General features: G+C 64.2%; 27 protein-coding genes. 19 read left to right on the top strand and 8 right to left on the bottom strand.

Going from position 1 to position 26,214, the window contains the following annotated elements; all coding sequences use genetic code 11:
• Window positions 1-44: 44 nt before the first annotated feature.
• Window positions 45-665, bottom strand: a complete 621-nt coding sequence (locus CA951_RS42345; RefSeq protein ID WP_179220536.1) for a nuclear transport factor 2 family protein — start codon at window positions 663-665, stop codon at window positions 45-47.
• A gap of 214 nt (window positions 666-879) precedes the next feature.
• Here CA951_RS42345 and CA951_RS42340 point away from each other — a divergent pair, with 214 nt between their 5' ends.
• Window positions 880-1,638, top strand: coding sequence for an SDR family NAD(P)-dependent oxidoreductase (locus CA951_RS42340; protein ID WP_087562500.1), 759 nt, complete (start codon window positions 880-882; stop codon window positions 1,636-1,638).
• A 285-nt stretch (window positions 1,639-1,923) separates the two neighbouring features.
• Here the strand turns inward: CA951_RS42340 and CA951_RS42335 are convergent, their stop codons facing one another.
• Complete coding sequence (locus tag CA951_RS42335; protein WP_179220535.1) at window positions 1,924-2,439, bottom strand: MarR family winged helix-turn-helix transcriptional regulator; 516 nt, start codon at window positions 2,437-2,439, stop codon at window positions 1,924-1,926.
• A gap of 310 nt (window positions 2,440-2,749) precedes the next feature.
• Between CA951_RS42335 and CA951_RS42325 the strand changes: the two genes are divergently transcribed.
• A complete protein-coding gene (locus CA951_RS42325) occupies window positions 2,750-3,829 on the top strand; it encodes an alkene reductase (RefSeq protein ID WP_087562498.1) in 1,080 nt (359 codons plus the stop codon).
• Between the two features lie 180 nt (window positions 3,830-4,009).
• Here CA951_RS42325 and CA951_RS42320 read toward each other — a convergent pair whose 3' ends face one another.
• Window positions 4,010-4,414: a VOC family protein gene (locus CA951_RS42320; RefSeq protein ID WP_087562497.1), complete on the bottom strand. Its 405-nt coding sequence runs from the start codon at window positions 4,412-4,414 to the stop codon at window positions 4,010-4,012.
• Between the two features lie 358 nt (window positions 4,415-4,772).
• Window positions 4,773-5,192, bottom strand: a complete 420-nt coding sequence (locus CA951_RS42315; RefSeq protein WP_087562496.1) for a nitroreductase family deazaflavin-dependent oxidoreductase — start codon at window positions 5,190-5,192, stop codon at window positions 4,773-4,775.
• Between the two features lie 183 nt (window positions 5,193-5,375).
• On the opposite strand from CA951_RS42315, the gene CA951_RS42310 reads away from it, so the two are divergent.
• Window positions 5,376-5,903 carry a TetR family transcriptional regulator gene (locus CA951_RS42310; RefSeq protein ID WP_256974328.1) on the top strand — a complete coding sequence of 176 codons (528 nt, stop codon included), beginning with the start codon at window positions 5,376-5,378 and terminating at the stop codon, window positions 5,901-5,903.
• A gap of 356 nt (window positions 5,904-6,259) precedes the next feature.
• Here the strand turns inward: CA951_RS42310 and CA951_RS42305 are convergent, their stop codons facing one another.
• Together CA951_RS42305 and CA951_RS42300 are read right to left on the bottom strand one after the other, a co-directional pair.
• Window positions 6,260-7,168, bottom strand: coding sequence for an alpha/beta hydrolase (locus CA951_RS42305; protein WP_087562495.1), 909 nt, complete (start codon window positions 7,166-7,168; stop codon window positions 6,260-6,262).
• A 147-nt stretch (window positions 7,169-7,315) separates the two neighbouring features.
• A complete protein-coding gene (locus CA951_RS42300; RefSeq protein ID WP_087562494.1) occupies window positions 7,316-7,930 on the bottom strand; it encodes a TetR/AcrR family transcriptional regulator in 615 nt (204 codons plus the stop codon).
• 169 nt (window positions 7,931-8,099) lie between these two features.
• Between CA951_RS42300 and CA951_RS42295 the strand changes: the two genes are divergently transcribed.
• The 6 genes from CA951_RS42295 to CA951_RS43225 all read left to right on the top strand — a co-directional run bounded on the left by CA951_RS42295 (window position 8,100) and on the right by CA951_RS43225 (window position 13,782).
• Entirely contained in the window at window positions 8,100-9,317 is a 1,218-nt protein-coding gene (locus CA951_RS42295) for an acetyl-CoA C-acetyltransferase (RefSeq protein ID WP_087562493.1), read from the top strand.
• A gap of 21 nt (window positions 9,318-9,338) precedes the next feature.
• Complete coding sequence (locus CA951_RS42290; protein ID WP_037229584.1) at window positions 9,339-10,070, top strand: SDR family NAD(P)-dependent oxidoreductase; 732 nt, start codon at window positions 9,339-9,341, stop codon at window positions 10,068-10,070.
• 25 nt (window positions 10,071-10,095) lie between these two features.
• Window positions 10,096-11,892 (top strand): acyl-CoA dehydrogenase, encoded by a 1,797-nt coding sequence (locus tag CA951_RS42285; protein ID WP_087562492.1) that lies wholly within the window; start codon window positions 10,096-10,098, stop codon window positions 11,890-11,892.
• 19 nt (window positions 11,893-11,911) lie between these two features.
• Complete coding sequence (locus tag CA951_RS42280) at window positions 11,912-12,673, top strand: SDR family NAD(P)-dependent oxidoreductase (protein ID WP_087562491.1); 762 nt, start codon at window positions 11,912-11,914, stop codon at window positions 12,671-12,673.
• 59 nt (window positions 12,674-12,732) lie between these two features.
• On the top strand, window positions 12,733-13,191 hold the full coding sequence (locus CA951_RS42275) for a MaoC family dehydratase (RefSeq protein WP_087562490.1): 459 nt from the start codon (window positions 12,733-12,735) through the stop codon (window positions 13,189-13,191).
• Between the two features lie 339 nt (window positions 13,192-13,530).
• Entirely contained in the window at window positions 13,531-13,782 is a 252-nt protein-coding gene (locus tag CA951_RS43225; RefSeq protein ID WP_143543231.1) for a hypothetical protein, read from the top strand.
• Window positions 13,783-15,154: 1,372 nt separating this feature from the next.
• Here CA951_RS43225 and CA951_RS42260 read toward each other — a convergent pair.
• Window positions 15,155-15,915 (bottom strand): IS5 family transposase gene (locus tag CA951_RS42260; protein WP_218780578.1). Its coding sequence is split into 2 segments (ribosomal slippage): window positions 15,155-15,613 and window positions 15,616-15,915, totalling 759 coding nucleotides; the frame shifts between segments, so codons are not numbered across the junction.
• Window positions 15,916-16,173: 258 nt separating this feature from the next.
• Here CA951_RS42260 and CA951_RS45330 point away from each other — a divergent pair.
• A complete protein-coding gene (locus tag CA951_RS45330) occupies window positions 16,174-16,326 on the top strand; it encodes a hypothetical protein (protein ID WP_256974324.1) in 153 nt (50 codons plus the stop codon).
• A 278-nt stretch (window positions 16,327-16,604) separates the two neighbouring features.
• On the opposite strand, the gene CA951_RS42250 is transcribed toward CA951_RS45330, so the two are convergent.
• Window positions 16,605-17,396 (bottom strand): IclR family transcriptional regulator, encoded by a 792-nt coding sequence (locus tag CA951_RS42250; RefSeq protein WP_087562487.1) that lies wholly within the window; start codon window positions 17,394-17,396, stop codon window positions 16,605-16,607.
• Between the two features lie 197 nt (window positions 17,397-17,593).
• Here CA951_RS42250 and CA951_RS42245 point away from each other — a divergent pair, with 197 nt between their 5' ends.
• The 9 genes from CA951_RS42245 to CA951_RS42205 all read left to right on the top strand — a co-directional run.
• Complete coding sequence (locus tag CA951_RS42245; RefSeq protein ID WP_087562486.1) at window positions 17,594-19,033, top strand: aromatic ring-hydroxylating dioxygenase subunit alpha; 1,440 nt, start codon at window positions 17,594-17,596, stop codon at window positions 19,031-19,033.
• Complete coding sequence (locus CA951_RS42240; protein WP_087562485.1) at window positions 19,030-19,653, top strand: 3-phenylpropionate/cinnamic acid dioxygenase subunit beta; 624 nt, start codon at window positions 19,030-19,032, stop codon at window positions 19,651-19,653. The genes CA951_RS42245 and CA951_RS42240 overlap by 4 nt, the downstream gene beginning before the upstream one ends.
• Window positions 19,650-19,961, top strand: a complete 312-nt coding sequence (locus CA951_RS42235) for a hypothetical protein (RefSeq protein WP_087562484.1) — start codon at window positions 19,650-19,652, stop codon at window positions 19,959-19,961. Before CA951_RS42240 ends, CA951_RS42235 begins: the two co-directional genes overlap by 4 nt.
• Window positions 19,958-20,764 carry a 3-(cis-5,6-dihydroxycyclohexa-1,3-dien-1-yl)propanoate dehydrogenase gene (hcaB, locus tag CA951_RS42230; protein WP_087562483.1) on the top strand — a complete coding sequence of 269 codons (807 nt, stop codon included), beginning with the start codon at window positions 19,958-19,960 and terminating at the stop codon, window positions 20,762-20,764. Before CA951_RS42235 ends, hcaB begins: the two co-directional genes overlap by 4 nt.
• A gap of 45 nt (window positions 20,765-20,809) precedes the next feature.
• Complete coding sequence (locus CA951_RS42225; RefSeq protein ID WP_087562482.1) at window positions 20,810-21,007, top strand: ferredoxin; 198 nt, start codon at window positions 20,810-20,812, stop codon at window positions 21,005-21,007.
• Entirely contained in the window at window positions 21,004-22,242 is a 1,239-nt protein-coding gene (locus tag CA951_RS42220; protein WP_087562481.1) for an NAD(P)/FAD-dependent oxidoreductase, read from the top strand. Before CA951_RS42225 ends, CA951_RS42220 begins: the two co-directional genes overlap by 4 nt.
• Complete coding sequence (locus tag CA951_RS42215) at window positions 22,239-22,970, top strand: class II aldolase/adducin family protein (protein WP_087562480.1); 732 nt, start codon at window positions 22,239-22,241, stop codon at window positions 22,968-22,970. The genes CA951_RS42220 and CA951_RS42215 overlap by 4 nt, the downstream gene beginning before the upstream one ends.
• A 46-nt stretch (window positions 22,971-23,016) precedes the next feature.
• Complete coding sequence (locus CA951_RS42210; protein ID WP_179220533.1) at window positions 23,017-24,480, top strand: aldehyde dehydrogenase family protein; 1,464 nt, start codon at window positions 23,017-23,019, stop codon at window positions 24,478-24,480.
• The coding region (locus tag CA951_RS42205) for a thiamine pyrophosphate-binding protein (RefSeq protein WP_087562479.1) at window positions 24,477-26,214 on the top strand (1,738 nt) is incomplete at its 3' end. The genes CA951_RS42210 and CA951_RS42205, both read left to right, overlap by 4 nt.

Here is a 26,214-nt window from a genome sequence, read left to right as displayed (position 1 = left end):
CTCACCGCCATTGAGGCGGCGTGTCAGGGACGGTCGGCCCTCGCTCACCGAGGATCGAACACCGCTTGTGCAGCGGCCACGAACTCAGGGTCGCTCTGGTCGATCAGCGTCGGGTTACCGTCGGACCACTGAAACTTGTGGGTCAGGCTGCTGATCCGCCAACCGTCGGGAGTGCGGCGGAACGAATTCTCATACCAGCCGTACTGGGTGTAATGATCGTCTCCCGCCTTGTTCGGAAACCGGTGGCGTGACACGTGATAAAAGATTCCGTGCGCCTGGTCACCATCCAGCTGGATCTGGAAATTCGAGTACTGATGCATGACGGTGAGCCGATCGAGGCACGCGGCAGCGAACCGCGCCCACGCGGCGGATGTCGTCGTCACCTTGGGGAGACCGGTGAGATCGAAGAAGTCGATGTCGACGGTATCGGTGAGCGCGGCGGCATACATTTCCCAGTCGTGGAGGTCGAGGGACCGACCGAACCGAAGCATCACATCGGAAATAGCTTGCCGATCAAGGATTTCGCCGATCACAGCACGGAGTTCGGAGTCGCTCATGCGGGTCGCGACTGGATCCATGTTCTTCTCCTTCGAGGTGGCGCGGTGTTGCGAGACGCTATCTGCCCGAACGGCAATGTGAGATGTGACCGTTCCGGTGAGTGGCACACGAAGTTCTCGCCGCGGAGTGACGCGGCTAACATTTAGTTGTCGCATGGATCGGTGATCAAATAACCGCCGCGACCATGCTCTCGACCAGCTGTTCCGCCGGCGACGCGCGCCCTGCAGGCACACCACCGGCAGCACCATCCCAGCGGCGCCGCTCGTCGAGCAGACGGCAATGCCCACCCATCACGCACGCCAGCACAATCTGAGGACGCACATGGACCTGACCGATCGCACCATCATCATCACTGGCGCAGGCAGCGGCATCGGTGCGGCTACCGCCCTCCACCTCGCCGAAGCCGGCGCCAACATCGCCGTCGTCGATCTCGACCCCGCCGGTGAAGTCATCGCCGACAAGATCCAGTCCGGGGGCGGTAAGGCGAGCTTCTTCCGTACCGATGTCTCCGACGAACATCAAGTCGAAGCCATGGTCGAGGGCGTCGTTGCACGTTTCGGCAAGATCGACGGCGCGTTCAACAACGCCGGTGTCGAACAATGCAATCTGGCTCTACATGAACTCACCGCCCAACAGTGGGATCGCGCCATCGCAGTGGATCTGACTGGCGTGTTCAACTGCCTCAAATACGAGATCCGGGCGATGCTCGAGACCGGCGGTGGCTCGATCGTCAACACAGCCTCGTCGCTCGGCAAAGTGGCCATCCCCAATGCCAGCGAGTACGTTGCCGCAAAACACGGTGTGGTAGGACTGACGCTCGCCGCCGCTACCGATTACGGCCAGAAGGGAATCCGGGTGAACGCGGTAATGCCGGGAATCACCAATACGGCGTTGGTGGCTCGCATCTCCGCCGACCCGCGATTCGCGGCCTACTTCGACAAACTGCGCGACAGGCACGTCCTCGGAAGGTTCGGCGAGCCTGGCGAGATCGCGGAAGCAGTCGGCTGGCTGCTCTCCGATTCCGCTTCCTTTGTCACCGGCACGGCTATGGCGGTTGACGGCGGTTTCCTCGCAGTCTGACCCGGGCCTGGCGGCTTCTGTCGCAGACAGATCCACGTCCCGAAGAAACCTCCACCTCCGCCACCCCGCAAAACCGGGCGTTGCGGACGGCAACGGGCAGGTACCGCCGGCGCCCGCAGTGGTGCGTTGAGCTCGCCCGTTCTGTGTACTCCAGACATGCACACCGAGGGACCGGACTTGCCTGCAAGCGGGACCCCGATCAATCGACGAAACCGGGTCCGTCGTCGGCAATCGTCAAAAGGGTCGTGCCTCGGCGGGTCTTAGGCACCTGAGCGCCTCCGCCGGTTAGGGTCCGCTCCGTGTGTGGGGGGCGGCAAGGGTCAGTCTCTCCTCCAGCCCTTCCAGGACTCGCAGGGTTGTCCGCCGCTCGTCCTCGTCGAGGCCGCCGACGGACAGTTCTTCGAGTTGTTGCCACACATCCTCGACCTGCCGGCGCAGTGCGTGGCTGGCCTCGGTGGGCTCGATCAGTGTTGCGCGCTTGTCGTCGAGGCAGGGGCGGCGGCGGACGAAGCCGGCGTGCTCGAGGCGCCGGATGGTCCGGGTCATCGTGGCGGCGTCGGAGTCGAGCAGGCGAATGAGATCGACTTGGCGTTGCGGACCCAGTTCCCACAGATGCATCATCACCAACTCCTGGCCGGGATGAAGGCCGACGCGGCGCAGAAGCTGGCCAGCGATCATGCGATGGGCGCGGGCCACCCGGAAGATCGCATGACTGACGGGCCCCCCACTCGCGGCCGACGGCACGGGCACCGCCCCGTCCATCGGCGCTGTCTCTGTCCCGGACGTGCGGCGCTCTGCCATGGCACTCGATCCTTTCCTATAACTTGTCCGAGCAGTATAACGCCCACTGAACCCACAGTTCGAATGGCCATCCGACCGCAGAACCGGCACCCAGATCACCATCTCCTTCAAGGGTTCGGTGCGGTGGTGGGGGATTCCATCTGTGTGACCAATGCGACGTCGGGGCGTCGGGAATACCTCTTGATGAGATACTGTTCGAACAAGTAAGTCCATTCGGTGATCGACCGACAACCCGAAGTTCGGGCGGCGTGGAAGCCCCGCGGCTGCCGCAGACCGTCACCGATCACCTCCACGGAAGGTAAGGAAGAACATGAGCACCGCATTCGACCCGATCGACCTCGCCGGCACGCGCCTGGCCAACCGCATCGCGATGGCCCCGATGACCCGCAGCCGTGCATACGGGCCGGGGGCGAGCCCGACACCGGCCATGGCGACGTACTACGCGCAGCGCGCGAGCGCGGGGCTGATCGTCACCGAGGGCACCCAGCCGTCGGCGGTCGGTCAGGGCTACCCCAGCACGCCCGGCCTGCATACGGACGAGCAGATCGCGGCCTGGCGGCCGGTCACCGACGCGGTGCACGCCGCCGGCGGGGTCATCTTCGCCCAGCTGATGCACACCGGCCGGATCGGGCACCCGAGCCTGCTTCCGGACGGCCTGACCCCCGTCGGCCCGTCACCCGTCGCCGCGGAAGGGCAGGTGTTCACACTCGACGGGATGCAGGACTTCGTCACCCCGAAGGAGCTGACCGAGGCCGAAATCGACGAGACGATCAGCGATTTCGCGCAGGCCGCCCGCAACGCGATCGACGCCGGTTTCGACGGCGTCGAGGTGCACGGAGCCAACGGCTACCTGCTGCATCAGTTCCTGTCCACCAAGGCCAACCAGCGCACCGACCGTTGGGGTCAGTCGATCGAGGGCAGGATCCGATTCCCCCTCGCGGTGGTGCGTGCCGTGGCGGACGCGATCGGCGCCGACCGCGTCGGACTGCGGATCTCCCCGGCCAACCCCCTCAACGACATCGTCGAGGACGGGTTCCGCGACACCTACGCCGCCCTCGTCGATGTCATCGAGCCGATCGGGTTGGCCTACCTGCACGTGATGGAGTTGGGAGAGACGGCGGACCGGGAACTCACCCTGGACCTGCGCAAGCGATTCAGCGGAACGTTCATCCTCAACCCCTCGACCCCCGATGCCGTCACGCACCTCGACGAGCTGGCGCTCGTCGAGGACGGAACCGCCGACATGATCGCCTACGGTGCGCTGTTCCTGGCCAACCCCGACCTGCCCGCCCGGCTCGCCGCCGGCGGCCCGTTCAATACCCCCGACCGCGCCACCTTCTACGGCGGCGACGAGAACGGTTACACCGACTACCCCACCCTCAACGGGTAACGCAGGCACCCGAACGAATGCCGGTCCCCGGCCGACGCCCGGGGACCGGCAACACCGTGGCGAGTCCGGCCGGGATCCCGAGTTTCTGCACCGCTATGTTCGGGTTGTTCATCGGCTCGAACCGCCGGGGCGGCTGTTGGTCTAAGATCGGTTGTCTCATAACAGGGCTGGCGTGAGTTCCTATTTCGCAACCAGCACTTCGCCTTCCAGTCCATCGGGGTCACGAAAGAAGACACTGCGCACGGCGCCGAAGTCGTTGACATTCCCGTCGCTGGCACCCTGCTCGACAAGCCGTTGCCGAATAGTTTCGAAGCTCTCGGCGGATGCTGCCTGCAGGCCGAAGTGGTCGAGCCGTCCGCGTCCCCACATGGGTGTCTGACGGTCAGGCTCGGGGCTGCCTTCGATCGTGACCACGTTGAGCTCGGTGTGCGGTCCGATACGGATCATCGTCATAGTTTCTCCACCCTTGTCACCGTGCGGCTTGGTGGGTCCAACCTCTGCGTCGAAGACCGTGGTGTAAAAGGCGCGGAGTCGGTCGATGTCGTTGGATACCAACGCGATGTGGTTGATCCCGTTTAGTAACATAGCTTTGCTCCTTCGCTCGTTGGCTCAACCGCCAACAGAACACCGACCGGCAGCCGCGTACTTCGCCACGTCACTGAATAGATGATCGCCATGGTCCCACTTCGCTCACCGGCCCGGGTGTGGGATCGGCTGCCTCGAAGGCGGATGCCGGGTGTTGATGGCGAGCACGGTGATGGCCAGGCCGGTGCAAGGAATGGTGGTGTAGCCGTGTGTCAAGGCACTGCTCGCGGCCTGGATGAAATTGACATCAGGAGTCGCCCGGATCCCGCGGTAGTGCGTTGACCGCCGCATCCGGCAGTCCAGTTGTCGGGTCGGTAGCCGGCCGGTGGGTCATCGGCGGTCGACGAGTGTCACGGTGTCAGGTCCTCATCAGCTCGAACAGCGGGAGGGTGCGCGTGGTCTGGGTCTCGTACTTCGCGAACGGCGGCGCGATCGCGGTGATCTGCGCCCACGCGGCCTGACGCTCATCCTCTGGAAGTTCACGGGCTTCGACATCGACGGTCGCGGCACCGATTTCGATCCGGGTACGGGGGTGCGCGCGCAAGTTGTGCACCCACGCCGGATTGATGTCGGCTCCGCCATACGAGCCGACGACGATCACCGTGCCGTCGATGTCGAAATACCCCACCGGGTTGACCCGCGGCGCACCGGATTTCGCGCCGGTGGTGTGCAGGAGCAACAAGGTCGACTTCTCCCATGGGCCGCCGACCTTGCCGCCGTTGGNGCGGAACTCGGCAATGACGTTCGAGTTGAACGAGGTATCGGGTAGATCAGCCATCGGCCCTGTCCTTCCGTAGCCCTTCCACCACTGTGCCGGTTTTCTCAACGCTTGTCTACTTTTTTTGACGGGTGGCAGTATGAGCCGAAACGTTGGGAGGGGTGTGCGGTGAGCAGTGCTGAGCCAGCACCCGGGGAACCGGTGGCAGGCGGCGAGCGCAAGGGCCTGCGGACCCGTCGCCGGATCCTCGAGGCCGCCCGCGGTATGTTCGCCGACGTCGGGTTCGAGCGCGCCACCATTCGAGGCATCGCCGCGGCGGCGGGGGTGGACAAGTCCTCGGTCATCCAATACTTCGGCACCAAACAGGCACTGTTCCGGGACGCGGTGCACTGGGACATCCCCATCGCCGAGCTGACGACCGACGACGAGACCGAGACGATCGACAACCTCGTCGGTGGGATGCTGGCCGCGTGGGCGGCCGACCCGAACAGCCCGATGGCGGTGCTGGTGCGTACCAGCATGACCAGCGAGGACGCTGCCGATCTGCTGCGCACCCACATCACCGCACAGTCGGTCGACACCATGGCCGCAACTATCGATGCCCCCGATCCGCGGCTACGCGCCGCCCTGGCCGGCGCGATGCTGATGGGCATCGCCAGCCAGCGCTACCTCCTGAAGCTGCCCGATCTGAAGGACGCCGACGTCGAGGACATCCTTCGGCTCATCACGCCACTGGTCCGAGCGCTCCTCAACCCGCACAGCGACCAGTAGAGACGACTCCCCTCGGGCGATCCCGACGACAACCCCGCGGGCAGGATCCCTATTTCACGCGGGCTGCGCAGCCCCCGTTCACCAGGCGCCGGGGCCCGGGGCGCGTGCAGGTCACAGCGCCGAAGACGACCTCGTTGTGGAGGCGGCGATCGCGGAGCGGTCCTCTCGTCGCGGCCGGCGATCACCGTCAACGGCTGTGCGAAGCCTTGGCTCGTCGCAGCTGCCAGGGAGAAGCGGCAACAGGGTGGACCGGCCCGTTCTGGCCGGTCCACGCTGTCAGTCCTGGGTGGCGACTCTCGTATGGCACCCCCATTTCCGCCTCGCCCAGCCTCCCCGTCGCCCCCTACGAGCGTTTCTCAGCTGGTGAGGTGCTCGCGGAAGAAGTCGCGGGCGAGTTGGCCCGCCACGTTGGTATCCGCCCGCTCGGAGTACAGGCTCATGTGGCTGACAGCGGGGAGGATCTCCAACCGCTTGTGGGGTGATGCAACCTTGTTGAAGGCGTCGATTTCCAGATCCCACGCGGTAATGTTGTCGCCCTCGGCGACGACCATGAGGACCTTCTTGTCCAGAATTCGTGAAAGGTAAGGAAAGACAGTGTAGTTGAGTAGCAGCTCGGCTGACTCGGTGGTGCTCCGGTGCTCGTGCAGCGGCGCCTCGGATTCCTTGACCTGATGGAAGACCTCGTGGATCCGGGGGAAGGGCCAGACCGAAAGCTCCTCGCTGGGGTGCAGCGTGGCGAAGGCGATCTGGCCCCCGTCGCCCACCGAACGCTCGCGACGGTCGTCGAGAATCGCGCGCTCGAAGTCCGCGAACCGAGTCTCACCGTGGACCCGCTTCATCGTGCTGTAACCATCGACCACCGGTACGACACTGGTAATCGCCTTGATGCGGGGATCGCTCGCCGCGAGGATCAGCACGTGCCCTCCACTGTAGGAGATGCCGAATGCGCCGATGCGATCGGAGTCCACATCCTCGCGCCCCTCGACGTAAGTGATCACGTTTCTGTAGTCGGAGATCTGCTGCCACGGATCGAGATGCTGACGACGCTTTCCGCTCGACTCGCCGAAGCCGGCGTAATCGAAGCCGAGGAACTGGACGCCGCCCTCATTCACGATCCGGGCAATGTGCGGAAGCACGATTTCCTTCGTGTAGCACCAACCGCCGGCTGCGACCACCGTAGGCAGCGGGCCCTCCGCGCCGTCCGGCCGAAAAAGGGTTCCGACCAAAGTCTCGCCGTCGCTGGGAATTTCAACTCGCTGTTCCACTTCTGCTCCTCAGGTAACCGATCCAAATCGTTGGCTCGACGTTAGATCTCCTGCGGGCAGGCGGAGTGTCTCAGTTTTGGGGCTCCTGACGACCTTGGTCTGGGTCGGGGGAGGACAGGGTGGCCGCCGCCGTCATTCCCCGTGCTGTCACACGCCCTGCACGCCCACCATCCGCAAGGACAGCTCCACATACCGCTCAGCGAGAATCGCCGGGTCGGAGTGCGTGTTCGAGGGGAACCATCGGCTGACGTCTACTCCGAGAGAAGTGATTGCGAGGGTAGCGGCCTCGAGGTCAATGGTCTGAAAGTCTCCGGACGCATCACCGGCTTCGATGATTCGGGTGAAGACCCTCGACGTGGTCCGTCTGATGTCCACGATTGCCTTGAAATGCTCCTGCGAGAGCGAACGCAGTTCGTGTTGCACGACTCTCGCGAGCGCGTGGTTGTCGGCGTGCCACGTCACATAGGCCGTGACGGTGGCAGCCAGCCTGACGGCCGGGGGCGCGGTGGGCTGATCGGCCTGGGTGACGGCGGCGAGCGCCGCATCATGGCCTTCCAAGCTGATGGCGAACAGTAGCGACTCTTTGGTCTTGTAGTGCGGATACACCGCTCCGGGACTGAGGTCCAGACTCGCGGCGATTTCCCGGGTGGTGGTCGCCCCGTATCCCTTGGCGGCGAAGACCTCGATCGCCGCTGCTCGTATCCGGGCGGCGGCCTTTGATGTACCCACCTCACTGACCACGTCATGCGCGGGTGCGCTCATCGCGGGATTGCCTCTCGATCGGTTGGGGTTGACAGGTATCCGTCTGCGCCGTCAGTATATGCGAGCGCATAGAAACTATGCGAACGCATATTTTTTGGGTCAGCGCGTTTCCCCGCGAGCCCCACCCCCGCTGGAGTGTGATCGCACCCGGCGCCAACCAGGAGGCTTCATGCCCGAGGCTGTCATCGTTTCCATCGCCCGTTCCCCGATCGGTCGCGCCATGAAGGGATCGCTCAAGGGCATGCGCCCCGACGACCTCGCCGCGCAGATGGTCCAGGCGGCCCTCGACAAGGTGCCCGCGCTCGACCCGACCGACATTAACGACCTGATCCTGGGCTGCGGTCTGCCCGGCGGGGAGCAGGGCTTCAACATGGGCCGCAACGTCGCGGTCCAGCTGGGCTACGACTTCATTCCCGGCACCACCATCACCCGCTACTGTTCGTCGTCGCTGCAGACCACCCGGATGGCGCTGCACGCCATCAAGGCCGGGGAGGGTGACGTCTTCATTTCCGCCGGCGTCGAGACCGTGTCCCGGTTCGTCAAGGGCAACTCCGACTCGCTGCCCGACACCCAGAATCCGCTGTACGCCGATGCGCAGACCCGCACCGAGAAGCTCGCCCAGGGCGACCAGGGGTGGGTCGACCCGCGTGAGGAGGGGCTGGTCCCCGACACCTACATCGCGATGGGCCAGACCGCGGAGAACGTCGCGCAGATCACCGGCATCACCCGCGAGGAGCAGGACCGGTGGGCGGTGCGCTCGCAGAACCGCGCCGAGGAGGCCATCGGCAACGGTTTCTTCGAACGGGAGATCACCCCGGTGACCCTGCCCGACGGCACCGTCGTGACGAAGGACGACGGCCCTCGCGCCGGCACCACCTACGAGGCCGTCAGCCAGCTGAGGCCGGTGTTCCGTCCGGACGGCACCGTCACCGCCGGCAACGCGTGCCCGCTCAACGACGGCGCCGCCGCCCTGGTGATCATGTCCGACACCAAGGCCACGGAGCTGGGACTGACCCCGCTGGCCCGGATCGTGTCCACCGGGGTGTCCGGTTTGTCGCCGGAGATCATGGGGCTGGGCCCGATCGAGGCGTCCAAGCGTGCCCTGGCGATCGCGGGCCTGGGCATCTCCGACATCGACCTCGTCGAGATCAACGAGGCGTTCGCGGTGCAGGTGATCGGCTCCGCCCGTGAGTTGGCCATCGACGAGGACAAGCTCAACGTCTCCGGCGGTGCCATCGCCCTCGGCCACCCCTTCGGCATGACCGGTGCCCGCATCACCGCCACCCTGCTCAACAACCTGACCACCCACGACAAGCAGTTCGGCCTCGAAACCATGTGCGTCGGAGGCGGACAGGGCATGGCCATGGTCCTCGAACGCCTCAACTGACAACAAAGACAGGAAACCTCGATGGGCAACATCACCTACGATTTCACCGGCAAATCGGTCATCGTCACCGGCGCCGCCCGCGGCATCGGCCAGGCACTCGCACGCCACTTCGCCGACGCCAAGGCGACCGTGTTCATGGTGGACTTCGACAAGGACGAACTCGACAAGTCCGCCCGTGAGGTCGGCGCGGTCGGCATCCCCGCCGACGTCAGCAGCACCAACGACGTCGAGAAGGTCATCTCCACCGTGATCGCCGAAACCGGGCGGATCGATGTCCTGGTCAACAATGCCGGCATCCTGCGGGACAAGGTGCTGTGGAAGCTGACCGACGACGACTGGGACCAGGTCCTGAATGTCCACGCCGGCGGGACGTTCCGCTTCACCCGGGCCTGCGTGCCGCACTTCCGGAAGCAGGAATTCGGCCGGGTCGTCAACATCACCTCCTACACCGGACTGCACGGCAACCGGGGCCAGGCCAACTACGCCACCGCCAAGGCCGGGATCATCGGGTTCACCAAGACCGCGGCGAAAGAACTGGCCGCATTCGGTGTCACCGTCAACGCGATCTCGCCGAATGCCGCCACGCGGATGACGGCCTCGATTCCTGAGGAGAAGATCGCCGAGCTCACCGGCCCCATTTCGCGGTTCGCCGACCCGTCCGAGATGGCCGACGCCATCTGCTTCCTCGCTTCCGAGGAAGCCGGCTACATCACTGGCGTCGTCCTTCCGGTCGACGGCGGTGTCTCCATCTGACGCCACTTTCTGAACGGATGAACCCATGACCGACGTACTCTCCCGGCGCGACATCGACTTCCTGCTCTACGAATGGCTCGACGTAGTCTCGCTGACCTCCCGCAAACGCTTCGCCGAACACTCGAAGGACACCTTCGACGCCGTCCTCGACCTCAGTGCGGACATCGCGCACAAGCACTTCGCCACGCACAACAAGAAGGCCGACGCGAACGAGCCGACCATGCGACCGGACGGCACCGTCGACATGATCGACGAGGTCAAGACGGCGCTCGACGCCTACGCGGCCTCGGGCCTGATCGCCGGATCTTTCGACGAGAGCGTCGGGGGCATGCAACTGCCCGCCACGGTGGCGCGGGCGGCGATGGCCTGGTTCCAGGCCGCCAACGCCGGCACCGCCGCCTACCCGTTCCTGACCGCCGCCAACGCCAACCTGATCGCGACCTACGGCACCGAACAGCAGATCGACGACTACGTCCGTCCGATGCTCGAGGGCCGCTGGTTCGGCACGATGTGCCTGTCGGAACCCCAGGCAGGGTCGTCGCTGGCGGACATCACCACCCGGGCGGTGCCGCAGGACGACGGCAGCTACCGGATCACCGGAACCAAGATGTGGATCTCGGGAGGCGACCACGAGCTCACCGAGAACATCGTGCACCTGGTGCTGGCGAAAATCCCGGGCGGCGGTCCCGGGGTCAAGGGCATTTCGTTGTTCATCGTCCCGAAGTTCCTTCCCGGCGCCGACGGCGCGGTCGGCGAGCGCAACGACGTCACGCTGATGGGCCTCAACCACAAGATGGGCAATCGGGGCACCACCAACACCCTGCTCGCGTTCGGTGACGGAACGCATTCCCCAGCAGGGCAATCCGGCGCTGTCGGGTTCCTCGTGGGGCGGGAACACCGGGACCTGTCGTATATGTTCCACATGATGAACGAGGCCCGGATCGGTGTCGGTTTCCTCGCGATCTCCCTCGGCTACGTCGGCTACCAGAAGTCGCTCGAGTACGCGAAGGTGCGAACCCAGGGCCGCCCCCTCGGCGCCAAGGACCCGTCCTCGCAGCCGGTTCCGATCATCGAACACGCCGATGTCCGCCGCATGCTGCTGGCGCAGAAGTCCTACGTCGAAGGCGCTCTCGCGCTCGGCCTCTACTGCTCACGCCTGGTCGACGAGCAGGACACCGCCGAGGACACGGCGACGGCCGAGGAAGCAACATTGCTCCTCGACGTCCTCACCCCGATCGCGAAGAGCTGGCCGTCGCAATGGTGCCTCGAAGCCAACAGCCTCGCCATCCAGGTCCACGGCGGGTACGGCTACACCCGCGACTACGACGTCGAACAGTACTACCGCGACAACCGGTTGAATCCGATCCACGAAGGCACGCACGGCGTTCAAGGACTGGACCTGTTGGGTCGCAAGGTCACCATGCAAGACGGTGCCGGACTCTCACTGCTCGGATCGAAGGTCACCGCGACCATCGAACGCGGCCGTGTGATCGGCGGCGACACCGCCCGCTACGCGGCCGAACTCGATGCCGTGTGGAATCGGATCGTCGAGGTCACCGCGACACTGTGGTCTGCGGGCGACGCGACGACGGCGTTGGCGAACTCGTCGGTGTACCTGGAGGCGGTCGGGCACACGGTGATCGCGTGGATGTGGCTCGAGCAGCTCACCGCCGTCGACGGCAAGGACGGCGACTTCTACGACGGCAAGCGCCACGCCGCCCGCTACTTCTACCGCCATGAGCTGCCCAAGGTCACACCGCAACTCGACCTGCTGGCAAGCCTGGACCGGACCACCCTCGACATGAACCCCAGCTGGTTCTGAACCCCAGGAGACATTGCGCATGAGTGTGCTCGACAAATTCCGTCTCGACGGCCGTGTCGCCATCGTCACCGGCGCGTCGTCCGGCCTCGGCGTCGCGTTCGCCAAGGCCTTCGCCGAGGCCGGCGCGGACGTCGTGCTCGCGGCCAGGCGCGTCGACAAGCTGTATGACACGGCCGCGATGGTTCGGGCCAGCGGACGCCGCGCTCTCGCTGTGGCAACGGACATCGCCGACCCGGATCAATGCACGGCGATGGTCGACGCGGCGATGGCGGAGTTCGGCCGCGTCGATGTTCTCGTCAACAACGCCGGAATCGCGACTGCCTTCCCGGCCACCCGCGAGACCCCCGATCAGTTCCGGTCGGTCATCGACATCAACCTGGCCGGCTCGTACTGGGCCGCCCAGGCGTGTGGCAGGGTGATGCAACCGGGCAGCTCCATCGTCAACATTTCCAGCATCCTCGGACTCACGACTGCCGGTCTGCCCCAGGCCGCATACAGTGCCAGCAAGGCCGGCATCGTCGGTCTGACCCGGGACCTCGCCCAACAATGGGGTTCACGCAAGGGAATTCGCGTCAACGCGATCGCCCCGGGCTTCTTCGCCTCCGAGATGACCGACCAGTATCACGACGGCTACCTCGACGGTCTGGCGTCCCGGATGGTTCTCGGGCGGACGGGTGAGCCGGCGGAACTTGCCGCGACCCTCGTCTGGCTGGCTTCGGATGCCGCGGGTTACGTCACCGGACAGACTCTCGCGGTCGACGGCGGCGTCACCATCACCTGATCGTTCCGTCGACCCCGTTACCATCCGCCGATCTCTTCACTCTCCGAGAGCAGGTAATCATGCCCACCACAGTCGAGGACGTCGACGGACTCCATGGCCTTCTCGGACACCAACTCCAATGCAGTGAGTGGTTCGACATCACCCAGGACCGGGTGAACACCTTCGCCGACGCCACCGACGACGATCAATGGATCCACGTGGACGTCGCACGCGCCAACGCCGAAAGCCCCTACGGCGGGCCCATCGCCCACGGCTACCTCACCCTGTCGTTGCTCAGTGCCATGTTCCTGCAGGTCCTCACCGTCCGGCAGGCCTCGATGGCCGTGAACTACGGCCTGAACAAGGTCCGGTTCCCAGCACCCGTGCCCGTCGGATCCAAGGTCCGCTTGTCCGCCCAGATCGACTCCGTGGAGGACATTGCCGGCGGCGTCCAAATCGCGCTCCGAGCAACAGTGCACTGCACCGCGGTCGACAAGCCCGTGTGCGTGGCAGAACCTGTGTTTCGATTTTACCGATGACCGCTCAATCCGATTGATAACAGTGGATTTCTGCGATGGCAGTGGGGTTCTCACGATGGACGTCGACTTATCGGTGAACCAGCACGACCGGACGATGTCGGTCAGGACCGAGGCCTTCGGTCAGGCGATCCCGGTGCAACGCAGCCCTGCGTTCTGCGGGCGGACAGCGTCGGCCATGCCAGAAATCGCCCTTGCCCCGGCCGGACCGCACCACGCCGAGTGGCACACCGCCAGAAGGATTTCCAGGGAGTAGACCAAATTCATCACCGATAGGCGGACAAGCGCCGAAATCTCCGCACTCGTCGGAACCGCTTCTTTACAACGAGAGGGTCACTCCAGATGGACAAGTACAACCTAGCCCTTATCGAGTTCTATCGACGATGGGAACCATTCGGTGGCCCTCCCGCATCGGAGATTCTCGCGCAGTTCGGGCTAAGCGAAAATCAATTCCATGCGCGCTACCGCGCACTGACCCGCAATCGCAAAGGGGCGCGGGTGCCTGAGACCAGCACCGGATCCCGTGAACAGGGCTCCACAACAACGAAATACACGTTCTCGCCCCATTCACTTCCCTGGGCCGTAGAAATCTGACAAGTCGACGACGTCACCCCTGCGCTGACCGACAGGCTCCTACGCTCTTGGATCCACAGGGAGGAAGCCACCAATGGAATCCGGGAACCGTCCGATCTGGAGTGAGACGCTCCAACCCGCGCCGGCGGACGAACCGGCGATCAAAGGGAGAAGCGACCGTGACCGTCATCGGCTACGCCCGCACCTCCGTGCGCGAACCACACGCCGCGGGACCGCTCCCTCCGCGCAATCGGCACTACTCACGTGTTCACCGCCCACCACACTTGTGCACCGACAGCGCATCCTGAACTCCGCAACTGCCCTGAGTCCCTCCCGCCACGGTGACGTCCTCGTCGTCGTTCTCGACCGACTCGACCGCCCATGCCGGCCGTCGTCAACACGATCCACCAACTCGGCGAAAGCGGCATCGGACTTCGTTCACTCCAAGAGAACATCGACACCACCCGCGGCGACGGACGCTCGCCGTTCGACAACCATCGCCGCACTCACCCACATGGAACGACGCCTGCGCAGCGAGCGGATCCGAAATGGACTCGACGCCGCAGCCCACTGGGGTCGTTCACGGCGGCGGCCCCCGCGCGATGACCGCCGAGCGCACCTAGTTCGCCCGCTCGCTATTCGCGCACGGCAGCAGTGTCCCCCGCCATCGCCAAGACCTTGCGCGTCGGACGCTCGACCGTCAGTGGGCCCTCGCCGTAGCACACTCCCAGGCCTGATCCTTGACTAGAGGTGGTCATGGTGTGTGCTCGCTGCCGTGGCTTACATCTTGCATTGGCCCCTGCGAGAGCGATATTCGTACCCGGCCCGCCGGCGCTGCCATCCCACACAGCCGGCCGGCACGGGACGGCCGATGCGTGTCAATCACGACTATCGCCGTGGTGGGGCGTTGGCGTATCTGGCGGCCTACGACATGCACCGGGCGAAGGCGTTCGGCCGGCGTGAAACCACGACGGGCATCGCCCCGTTCACCGCGCTGGACGATCAGGTCACGAGCCGGCGGCCGCCCGGTTTTTTTGGATTATCGACAACGGGGCCTCGCATCGTGGGCGGGCCGCGATCGATCGGTTGGCCGCGAGGTATCCGAACGCGGTGATGGTCCATACCCCGAAGCACGCCTCAGGGCTGAACCAGGTAGAGATCTACTTCTCGACTATTCAACGCAAGGTGCCCTCGCCCAACGATTTCGAAGACCTCATGCCGTCGAACGGCGCGTGCTCGTCTTCGAGGACCGGTACAACGCCACCGCGGTGGCGTTCAAGTGGCGCTCCACTGCCGCGGACCTACACCGACACCTCGAACGACTCGACCGAACACGGCAAGCGGCATGCCCCCGACGAATTACAGTAACGAATCCAACCACTAAGAGGGTGTCTCATGTGGGAAGTTTCTTGAAGCAGGTGAGTGCGGCGGCGAGGTGGAGGAAGCCGGCGAAGTGTTCGCCGTAGCGTTCGTAGCGGATGGTCATGCGCCGGTAGCCGGTGAGCCAGGCGATGGTGCGTTCGATCTTCCACCGGTACCGGCCGAGGCGATCGTTTCGCTCGATGCCGCGGCGGGCGATCCTCGGGACGATGCCTCGTTCGCGCAGCCACCGTCGGTGAATGTCGTAGTCGTAGCCCTTGTCGCCGCGAAGCTTTCCCGGTTTGCGCCGGCGTGGTCCGCGCCTGGACTTCGTTGCCGGAATCGCGGCCACCAATGGTTGCAGCATCGTGCTGTCGTGGGTGTTCGCCCCGGTCACACCCACGACGAGTGGTATTCCATTCGTTTCGGACAGGACGTGGATCTTCGATCCCTTCTTGCCGCGGTCGACCGGGCTGGGTCCGGTCAGAGAGCCCCCCTTTTGGCCCGGACGCTTGCCGCATCCAGGATCGCTGCCGTCCAGTCGAGTTCGCCCGCGCTCCCGAGCCGGTCGAGCACTTCGCGATGGAGTTTCTCGAACACCCCATCCCGCACCCAGGCACTGAACCGTCGATGCGCGGTCGGCACCGTCACCCCGAAGGAGGGCGGCAGATGCCGCCACGCACATCCGCTGGTGAGCACGTACACGATCGCAGTGAACACCGCCCGGTCATCGGCCGGCGCACTGCCACCTCCCTGCGGCCGGGCGACAAAACGCGGAATCAGCGGTTCGACCATCTCCCACAAGGCATCCGGCACCAGCCTCAGTGACAACTCATCTACCACGCGTCACATTATGTCCCACACATCACTTCATCCACATGAGACACGCTCTAAGTCGAGCAATCTCCACATCGGGATTACTCGACGATTTCGCGTTGCGGCCCCTGGACGCGACCGAGACCCACGACTTCTACGAACTTGTAGTCGACCGCCATCGCCGCAAGGCGACGATCGTCAGCTCGAGCAGGGAGCCGTCCAGTTGAGTGGCTGTCGATGACCACCGACGCCCTGCTCGCGCAGTCGGCGCTCGACCTGCTCACCTCCTCGGCGCACACCCTCGTCATCGAGGGACCGTCCTACCACCAACACACCCGCCCCGGGCGTGGTGCCACTGACAGCTCAGAGGGCGAGGTCGATGCTCGATGACACCTTCGGGTGGTCCCATGCACGTGGCAACGAGGTGGTCCCATCACCCTGCAAGCGACACCTTGCCGACCAGGTGCCGTTCGAGGCACGCTCGACGCTTAAGTGCCCAAGAATATCGATATGGCCATATGGGGATGGTCTGGCGTTACTAGAGCGCCGGAACCCGATGCGCACATGGGTATCGGTAGGCTGACGACGGCGGTGTAGGCGCGATCGAGCCGGGCGCAGAACGCAATTGCCGTCAATTTGGGACGGGCAGCGGCGTGTGGCGCACAACATTAGAGCAAAGATTGTCCCAGTTCTTCCGCTGCGCTTGTCAGCACTCGTGCGATGCCCTTCACCTTGCCGGGCGGCAGCTGGTGCTTCGGAGCTGAGGCATTGAGTGCCAACCTCATTCCGGGTGCCGATGTCGGGACTGCAACGGCGACTGATGCTACGCCCTCTTCGGATTCTTCACGATTGACTGCGTAACCGTCCTTCCTAATGCGGTCCAGTTGGTTTTCGAGTTCGCTGCGACTGTCGATTGACCATTGGGTCACCTGCTCCAGTCGTTCGTCGGGGTACAGCGAGTGCAACTCGGTCGCACTCAACATTGCGAGCATCGCCTTCCCGGTCGATGTGCAATGGGCAGGCATAACTCGCCCGAGACGTGACGCAACTCGGACTGCGGCCGGGCTTTCCAACGCGGCGACGAATCGGACGGACCGACCGTCGAGCACGCCGACGTGCACTGTCTCACGGAGTTCTTCGCTGAGACGGCGAAGGACTGGTGCCGCGGTGGTGGGGATGTCGAGTCTGCCCAGAACAGCGAATGCCACACCGGTCAGAGCGGGACCGGGCAGATAGACCTTGGATGCCGGATCCTGACGGATGAAACCCCGATACTGCAGCATCGCAAGCAGTCGGTGTGCAGTCGATGACGCCACTCCGAGGTACTTGCTCGCCTCCGTCATACGGATTTCTGATCGTTCACCGAGGAGCAACAGCAGCCTCAGCGCATTGTCTACCGACTCGATCGGGTATTGCGGCAGGACTCCTACTTGCGTCTGAGCGACGTCCGATGTCTGCATAGCAGAGAGGATACCTCAGATTGTCCCTTACGCGCCCGGTTTCATAGGCCATTGACCTGCAAAGACGCTTGTGGAGCCCTACCCTCTGCGCGAACCTCCTTCCATGCCCTCTATCTAGAAGAGGGTCACTCTGGTATACAGAAAGCATCAAACTATGTACGCCGAACCCTGATGGGACGAATCATGGGAGCTAATCGATGACCACTGATGGTCGAGTGCTCGACGAGGTGCGGCAGGGCATGATCCCCGCGCACATCTACAACGATCGGAAGATCTTCGAGAAGGAAAAGGCGACGATCTTCAGTCGCGCCTGGTTGTTCGTCGCGCACGAGTCGGAGATCCCCAGTCCGGGCGACTATGTAGTTCGCCGCGTGTTGGAGGACTCCTTCATCATCACCCGGGATTCGAAGGGTGAGATCCGGGCCATGTTCAACATGTGCCTGCACCGGGGTATGCAGGTCTGCCGGGCCGAGATGGGTAACGCCTCGAATTTTCGGTGCCCCTACCACGGCTGGTCCTACCGCAATGACGGACGGATCATTGGACTGCCCTTCCATTCCGATGCGTACGGCGGCGAGGCCGGTTTCAGGAAGAAGGGGCAAACCCTTCTTCCGGCACCAAATTTGGCCAGCTACAACGGCATGATCTTCATCAACATGGATCCCGACGCCGAATCGCTCGAGGACTATCTCGGTGACTTCACGTTCTACCTCGACTACTACACGAAGCAGAGCGCAGACGGCCTCGAGGTTCGGGGGCCTCAGCGGTGGCGGGTGAAGGCGAATTGGAAGATCGGAGCGGAGAACTTCGCCGGCGACATGTACCACACACCACAGACCCACACCTCTGTGGTGGAGATCGGGCTGTTCCGCGAGCCGAAGGCCGAAAAGCGCAAGGACGGTGCAACCTACTGGGCAGGCAAGGGCGGTGGCACCACCTACAAGTTGCCCGACGGCTCATTCGACGAACGAATGCGGTACGTCGGCTACACCGATGAGATGATCGAGCGCGCCAAGGCGACCTGGACAGATCAGCAGCAACAAGTCATCGGCGAGGACGGATTCATGATCTCCGCCGCCTCGGTGTTCCCAAATCTCAGCTTCGTGCACAACTGGCCGAAGGTCGAAGACGGCGATGACGTCCTGCCCTTCATCTCGATTCGCATGTGGCAGCCGATCAGTGAGAACGAGACCGAGGTGCTGTCCTGGTTCGCAGTCGATGCGAGCGCACCGGAGGAGTACAAGAAGAACTCCTACAAGGCGTACCTGATGTGCTTCGGATCCACTGGAATGTTCGAGCAAGACGACGTGGAAAACTGGGTCTCCTTGACCAACACCGCCGCCGGGTCCATGGCGCGCCGTCTGACGCTCAACAGTCGCATGGGACTGCTCGAGGATGGCGCACCCGTCGTCCCCCAGCTCACCGGCGACGAATTCCACGGCCCTGGCTTCGCGCAGGTCGGTTACAACGAACACAACCAGCGTGAACTGTTGTCCCTGTGGGCCGACTACCTCGAGAAGCCGCCCCTGACGGCGAGTCCGACCGCGGTCGGTACGGACAACCCGGAAGGCATTCGCCCACTGGCACAGACCAACGGTCACTGCGCCTCACACACGAACGGGACGGTGACGGTATGACCACCGCACCTCAAACCACGGGCTACAGTCGCGCCGGAAGCGGCTCGACCTACTCCGAACAGGCCGTACTCGGTGATCACGCGCCCCGCAACACCCGGGTCGGGGGACCGCTGCGGTTCGCCGACGAACGGCACCTCGATGCGCACCAGTTCCTCGTCGAGGAAGCATATTTGTTCGATAGTCAACGTTACGAGGAGTGGTTGGAAACTCTGACGGCCGACGTCCACTACGTCATGCCCGTCAAGGTGACCACGGCACTCGGCGCTGGCTTCGACACCTCCCCGGGTATGGCGCACTTCGACGAGAACTACTACTCCCTCAGTCGTCGCGTCGCGCGGTTCGCCACAGAGCACGCGTGGACCGAGGATCCGCCCTCCCGGTTGCGTCACTTCGTTACCAATGTCCGTACCTTCGTCGCTGACGGCGACGGTGAACACCTTATCGTCGACAGCGCCGAGCTGCTGTTCCGCAGTCGCGGTGACGTCAACGACTCGGCGTTGGTCTCCTGTGGTCGCGAGGACCTGCTGCGCCGAGTCGACGGCGCATGGAAACTTGCGCGCCGGACCATTTCGGTCGACGAATCGGTGATGCGCATGCAGAACCTGGCGGTGTTCCTATGACCCTGAAGTGGGAAGGCCAGGACAAGGACGCCGAGTCGGCACGCCGCGCGGCCGCCGAACTCGAGACGCTACTTGCGGCATCGACGGCAAAACCGCTGGTGATCGCCAACGAGTTCGCTGAGGTCATGGTCCGGAAGGTGGAGACCCGCAATGGTGTCCGCCTGCTGATTCAGTCTGCGAAGTCCGGGCAGTGGGTGTCTGTCGACCCGTTGGAACTCGAGTCGTTGACGTGGCAGAACGAGAAGACGTTCGCGGCGATGGTGGGAAACATGTTCGCGCCGTTGATTCCTGAGGAGGAAGAGCCGTGACCGGTTGGCTGGAGGGCAAGCGTGCGTTGATCGTCGGCGCAGGATCCGGGATCGGTCGTGCCGTAGTCGATGCCTACCTCGACGAGGGCGCGCAAGTCGGCGTGCTCGAACGCGACACCGCCAAGTGCGAGAAGTTGCGCATCGATCTGCCCGGCGTCGTGGTCGTCGAGGGCGACGCGACGGTGTTCGCGGACAACGTCTCGGCCGTGACGGCGACCGCGGAGGAATTTGGTGGTGTGGACACACTGGTGAACTGCGTGGGGATCTTCGATTTCTACAAAGGCATTCGTGATATCCCCACCGACAAACTCGTGGACGCCTTCTCGGAGATGTACACCACCAACGTCCTGAGTCATCTGCAGTCGGTCAAAGCCGCGCTGCCCGAACTCGAAAAGCACGCCGGCGCGTCCATCGTGTTGGCCGAGTCCGCGTCGTCGTTCTACCCCGGCCGCGGTGGAGTGCTCTACGTGTCGTCCAAATTCGCTGTTCGAGGGCTGGTGACCACTCTCGCCTACGAGTTGGCGCCAAGAATCAGAGTCAATGGCGTCGCTCCGGGCGGCACGCTCAATACCGACCTGCGCGGGCTCGACAGTCTGGGATCGACGGCCGACCGGCTCGATGACAATCCCGACCGGGCCCGCCAGCTTGCGGCACGGACGCCGCTCAATGTTGCACTCTCCGGTATCGACCATGCGTGGAGCTTCGTCTTCTTCGCCTCCGATCGTTCACGCGGCATCACAGGCGGTGCCACGCATCCAGACGGTGGTTTCGGAATCGGTGCGCCCAAACCGAACCCCCACTAGCCCAGCACTACCGGGTTAACTATTTCTTCCATGAGAGGAGTCCCGATGGCCGTGGTGCAAGTAAACCTGGCGGCGTGCCAAGGGTATGCCAACTGTGTTGTCGGTGCTGACGACTATTTCGACATCAACGACGACGGCGTCGTCGAGGTGATCCGGGCGGAAGTCCCGGACTCCGAACGCGCACGCGTGGAGACCGCAGCCCGATCATGCCCCGTTTCGGCACTGTGGCTGGTCGACGAATGACCGCACACACGACAGTAATCGTGGGCGCGTCGATCGGCGGCGTCCGGACCGCGCAGGCCTTACGAAACACCGGTTACGGTGGACGCATCGTTCTGATCGGCGACGAACCCGAGTTGCCTTACGATAAGCCGCCGCTGTCGAAGGCACTGCTCTCCGGCGACATCGCCGCCGGCGAGATCCGCCTGCTCGATGCCGACGGAGCGTCGGCCCTTGACATCGAACTCGTTCTCGGTAGTGCGGCAAGCGATCTCGATCCGGCAGGTTCGACCATCGCGTTGGAGGACGGATCGACGATCCGCTACGACAACCTGGTCATCGCCACCGGTGCCAACGCACGACCTTCGCCCTGGGGCGAGCCGCTCGGGGTGCACGTCGTCCGCTCGCTCGCTGACGCGACCGCGCTACGCCAGCACCTGGAACGCGGCGGCCATCTCGCCATCATCGGCGCGGGGTTCATCGGAGCGGAGACCGCCGCGACGGCCCGCAAGATGGGCCTCGACGTGACCCTGATCGACCCCAACCCCGTCCCTATGTCCCGGGTCCTCGGTGCGAACATGGGGCAACGATTCATCGACTTGCACACCCGCAATGGTGTGGATACCCGTTTCGGCGTCGGTGTCGAATCGATCTCGGGCGAACTCGGAGCATTCCGCATCCAATTGACCGACCGCAGCACACTCGATGCGACCGTCGTCGTCGTCGGAATCGGTGCCGTACCCAACGACGAATGGTTGGCGTCCTCCGGCCTGGACGTCGACAACGGGGTCGTCTGCGATCGGCACAGCAGGGCCCGCGGCCACGGCAACATCTACGCCATCGGCGACATCGCACGCTTCGACAACGCCCGCCGCAACGAACTGACGCGGCTCGAACACTGGACCAATGCTGTCGACCAGGCATCAGTCGTAGCACACAACATCGTCCACCCCACCGATCCACGCGAACACACGCCTATCGAGTACGTCTGGAGCGACCAGTACGACTGGAAGATTCAGATCGTGGGTGTCGCCGGATCTCGGATGCACACTGTCGTCGACCATCCAACCAAGCCAGATCAGTTCGCCATCGCCTACGCCACCGACCACATGCAGCTGGCCGGACTGGTCACCGTGAACTGGCCGAAAGCCCTCATCGCCGCCCGCCGCGCATTGGCCACGGGCGTCACGTTCGACGGTTTCACCGAGCAGCTCAATCGGCTGGCCCGACCCAACACCCTCCTGGAGGCCGGTTCGTGAACGACCCCACAATCGACGACGCACGCACTGTCGTCGCACAGGCGTGCCGCGTGGCCGCATCCCGCGGTCTCGTGGACGGAATACTGGGGCATATCAGCTTCCGGGTCGACGACGAGCATCTGCTGATCCGGTGTCGTAGCGCAGACGACGCCGGTGTGGCGTTCACCAGGCCTTCCGACATCCGGCTGATCCGATTCGACGGCTCACCCGGACGGCCGGGGGAACTCGACGGATACTCGGTGCCCAACGAACTCCCAGTACATACCGCGACGATGCTGGTCTCTCCCGACAACCTCGCCGTGGCGCATCTGCACCCGCCGGCCGTGGTCGCCGCGGACCTCGCCGGCATCACCTTGCGGCCGATCTACGGGGCCTACGACATCCCCGGCGCGCATCTGGCCCGCGGCGGTGTCCCCGTCTACCCGCGAGCAGTGCTGATCCGCACACCGCAGCTCGCGAAGGAGATGGCCGAAGCGATGAGCGGCCGGCCCGTCGTCATCTGCCGCGGACACGGCATCACCTCGGCAGCCAACACTGTCCAGCAAGCAGTGCTGCAAGCGGTCAGCGCCAGTGAGCTCGCGCGAATGTCATTGCAGATCGTCTCCGCCGGCGGAACATTACGTGAGATCGACGACGGAGACTGGGCCCACCTCCCCGACCTCGGTCGGCAGTTCAATACCGGAGCGGCGTGGCGGTACGAGGTCGCACGTTCTGAGAAATCCCACTGATTGCGCGGCTCTCCGACCCCACACCGCACCACAGACAAGGAACCCGATGACCGATACGATCGACATCTCAGCCGCCCACCGTTCGTGGGCGGTACTGCGTAACGGAGCGCCGATGCCAGCGTCGGCGACATATCCGATCGAGGATCCTTCGACAGGAAACAAGCTGACCGAGGTGCCGGACTGCTCGGACGCCGAAGTCGACGAATTGGTCCGCGCAGCCATTGTGGCGCAGCGGGAGTGGGGTGCATTGCCTCCCCGCCAGCGCGCCGCCAAAGTGCGCGAGTTCGGCCAGGTGCTGCGAGAACACCGGGAAGAGCTCGCACTCCTCGACGCGATCGACGCCGGTTTTCCGTTGCACATGATGCGCATCGACGTGGACGCGGCAGTGGAACTGCTCGATCTGTTCTGTGATGCCGCCCTCGAACTGGGCGGACGGACCATCCCGGTCAGCAACAACCTGCACTTCACCACGCAGCAGCCGTACGGCGTCGTTGCCCGCATCGGGGCGTTCAATCACCCATTCTTCTTCTCCGCATCCAAGGTGGCCGCACCCCTGGTCGCAGGCAATGCCGTGATTCTCAAGGCACCAGATCAAGCGCCGCTGTCCGCTCTGCGAATGGCCGAGCTGGCGGCGACGGTTCTTCCTCCCAATCTGTGCATCACCATCAGCGGTCGGGGGTCTGGTGCAGGAAGGGCTTTGGTCCGCCACCCCGAAGTGCGACGGATCGGTTTCATCGGTTCCCCCGAAACCGGTCGACTGATCCAGCAGGAAGCAGCGTCGGTGGCGGTCAAGAACATCTCTCTCGAGCTCGGCGGCAAGAACGCCATGATCGTGATGCCGGATGCGGATCTCTCGCGGGCGGCGCAGGCCGCCGTCACCGGAATGAACTTCACCTGGACTGCCGGGCAGTCCTGCGGTTCGACAAGCCGATTGCTCGTCCACGAATCCATTGCAGACGAGCTCACCGCCGCGGTCGCCGACATCGTCGCCGGCATTGTCGTTGGACACCCGCTGGACCCTGCCGCACAAATGGGCCCTTTGATCTCGCAGATGCAATATGAGAAGTCACTGGATGCCATCGCATCCGGTGTCTCTAGCGGAGCCCACATAGTTGCCGGCGGGTCTCGGCCGACGACTATCGGCGACGGCGGCTGGTTCCTATCGCCCACAGTGCTCGCCGATGTCCCCTGGGACAGCGACGTCGCGACGAATGAAATCTTTGGTCCGGTCCTGTCGATCATCACCTTCCGCGACGAAGACGAAGCCATCACCATCGCCAACTCAGTCGAGTACGGGCTGACCGGCGCGATCTGGACCACGGACGTCACCCGCGCCCACCGGATGGCGCAGGCCCTCGACGCGGGCTATGTCCTCATCAACGGCGCCAGCCGCCACTATTGGGGCCTGCCGTTCGGCGGAGTCAAGTCATCTGGCGTCGGACGAGAAGAATCCGTTGAGGAACTCATCTCCTACTCGGAGACCAAGGCGACCACGGTGGTGCTGTCGTGACCGAAGTGACCTCCACGCCGCAGTACGGCAGTGACGTTGTTGCAGACTTTCTGCGCAGCACAGGCATTCCGTACATTGCGCTCAATCCCGGTGCCAGCTTCCGCGGCCTCCACGACAGTCTCGTCAACCACCTCGGCGGCGAGCAGCCGAAAATGCTGATGTGTCTACATGAGGAACACGCGGTGGCGCTCGCACACGGCTGGGCCAAAGTCACCGGAACCCCGCTCGCTGTCGCCCTGCACAGCAATGTCGGCCTGATGCACGCCAGCATGGCGATCTACAACGCCTGGTGCGATCGAGTCCCTGTCTATCTCATCGGAGCGACGGGGCCGGTCGACGCGCACCGGCGGCGTCCCTGGATCGACTGGATCCACACCTCGTCAGACCAAGCAGCTCTGGTGCGGCCCTTTATAAAATGGGACGATCAGCCGCTGTCGGTAGAGGCGACCGTCGAATCCCTAGCCCGCGCTTGGGACATCGCACGCACCGCGCCGACCGGTCCGACGTACGTCTGCCTCGACGCCGCGGTCCAGGAAGAACCACTCGACCGTGATGTGTCTCTCCCAGTCGTGGAGGCGACCCCACCGACGGATATTTCGGTCGCATCGCCGGCATCGGTGGAGCGGGCAGCGGCACTGCTGCAGGCCGCCGAGCGGCCCGTCATCCTGATCGGACGCGTTAACCGCACCGAGGTCGGTTGGCGCCGCCGGATCCAGCTCGCCGAGAAACTCGGTGCACGAGTCGTCACCGACCTCAAAGCTGGCTCCACGTTCCCCACCGCACACCCGGCACACGTACCCGGTCCCGGATTCTTTCTCGGCGGTGAAGCGCAGCGGGTCCTCGCTACCTCCGACTGCGTACTGACTCTCGATTGGATTGACCCCGCCGGAACGCTGAAACAGGCGCCGACCGAGGACACCCGCAGCCTCGTCAACGCGTCGCTCGATCAGCACCTCTTCAACGGTTGGAGCAAAGACGGCCAAGCCCGCCCGACTGTCGATGTCTGGCTACCAACAGACCCCGACACGGCTGTCGACCAGCTATTGCGCGAGTTCGATTGTGTTCCGGCAACCGACGAGGGATTCGACTTTGTTGTTACGAAGAGGGAATCGGATAGCATCAACCTTTCTGATGCCCCGATTATGTTGCCGGATATAGCTGTCACGTTGCGCGGCGCCCTCGCGGGAACGAAGACGACGTTGGTACGGTTGCCGCTGGGGTGGAACGGCGACGACTGGGACTTCGGTCATCCACTGGATTTCCTTGGCTACGATGGGGGCGGAGGTATCGGTTCTGGTCCCGGTATGGTGATCGGTGCCGCACTGGCATTGCGGGACACGGATCGCATCCCGGTGGCGGTCCTCGGGGACGGCGACTACCTCATGGGTGTGCAAGCATTGTGGACCGCCGCCCACGACGACATACCCTTCCTCGCTGTCGTCTCGAACAATCGGTCGTACTACAACGACGAAGTGCATCAAGAAAGGGTCGCGGTCGTGCGTGACCGAGACGTCCAACGCAAGTGGATCGGCCAACGCATCGACGACCCCGCACCCGACCTCGCGCAGCTGGCGCGTGCGCAGGGGGTGGAGGGGTTCGGGCCGATCACCTCGGTGTCCGAGCTACCCGGCGTGCTCGCCGAGGCCGTCAAGGTCGTCCAATCCGGCAGGCCCGTCGTCGTCGACGTGGTCGTTCAACCTGGATACTCCGCGGCGATGTCCGCGGGATTGACCA

The organism is Rhodococcus sp. NCIMB 12038, from assembly GCF_002165735.1.
Taxonomy (GTDB): domain Bacteria; phylum Actinomycetota; class Actinomycetes; order Mycobacteriales; family Mycobacteriaceae; genus Rhodococcus_F.
Note: the sequence above shows the minus strand (reverse complement) of the source record. Positions and strands in the feature narration are given on the sequence as shown.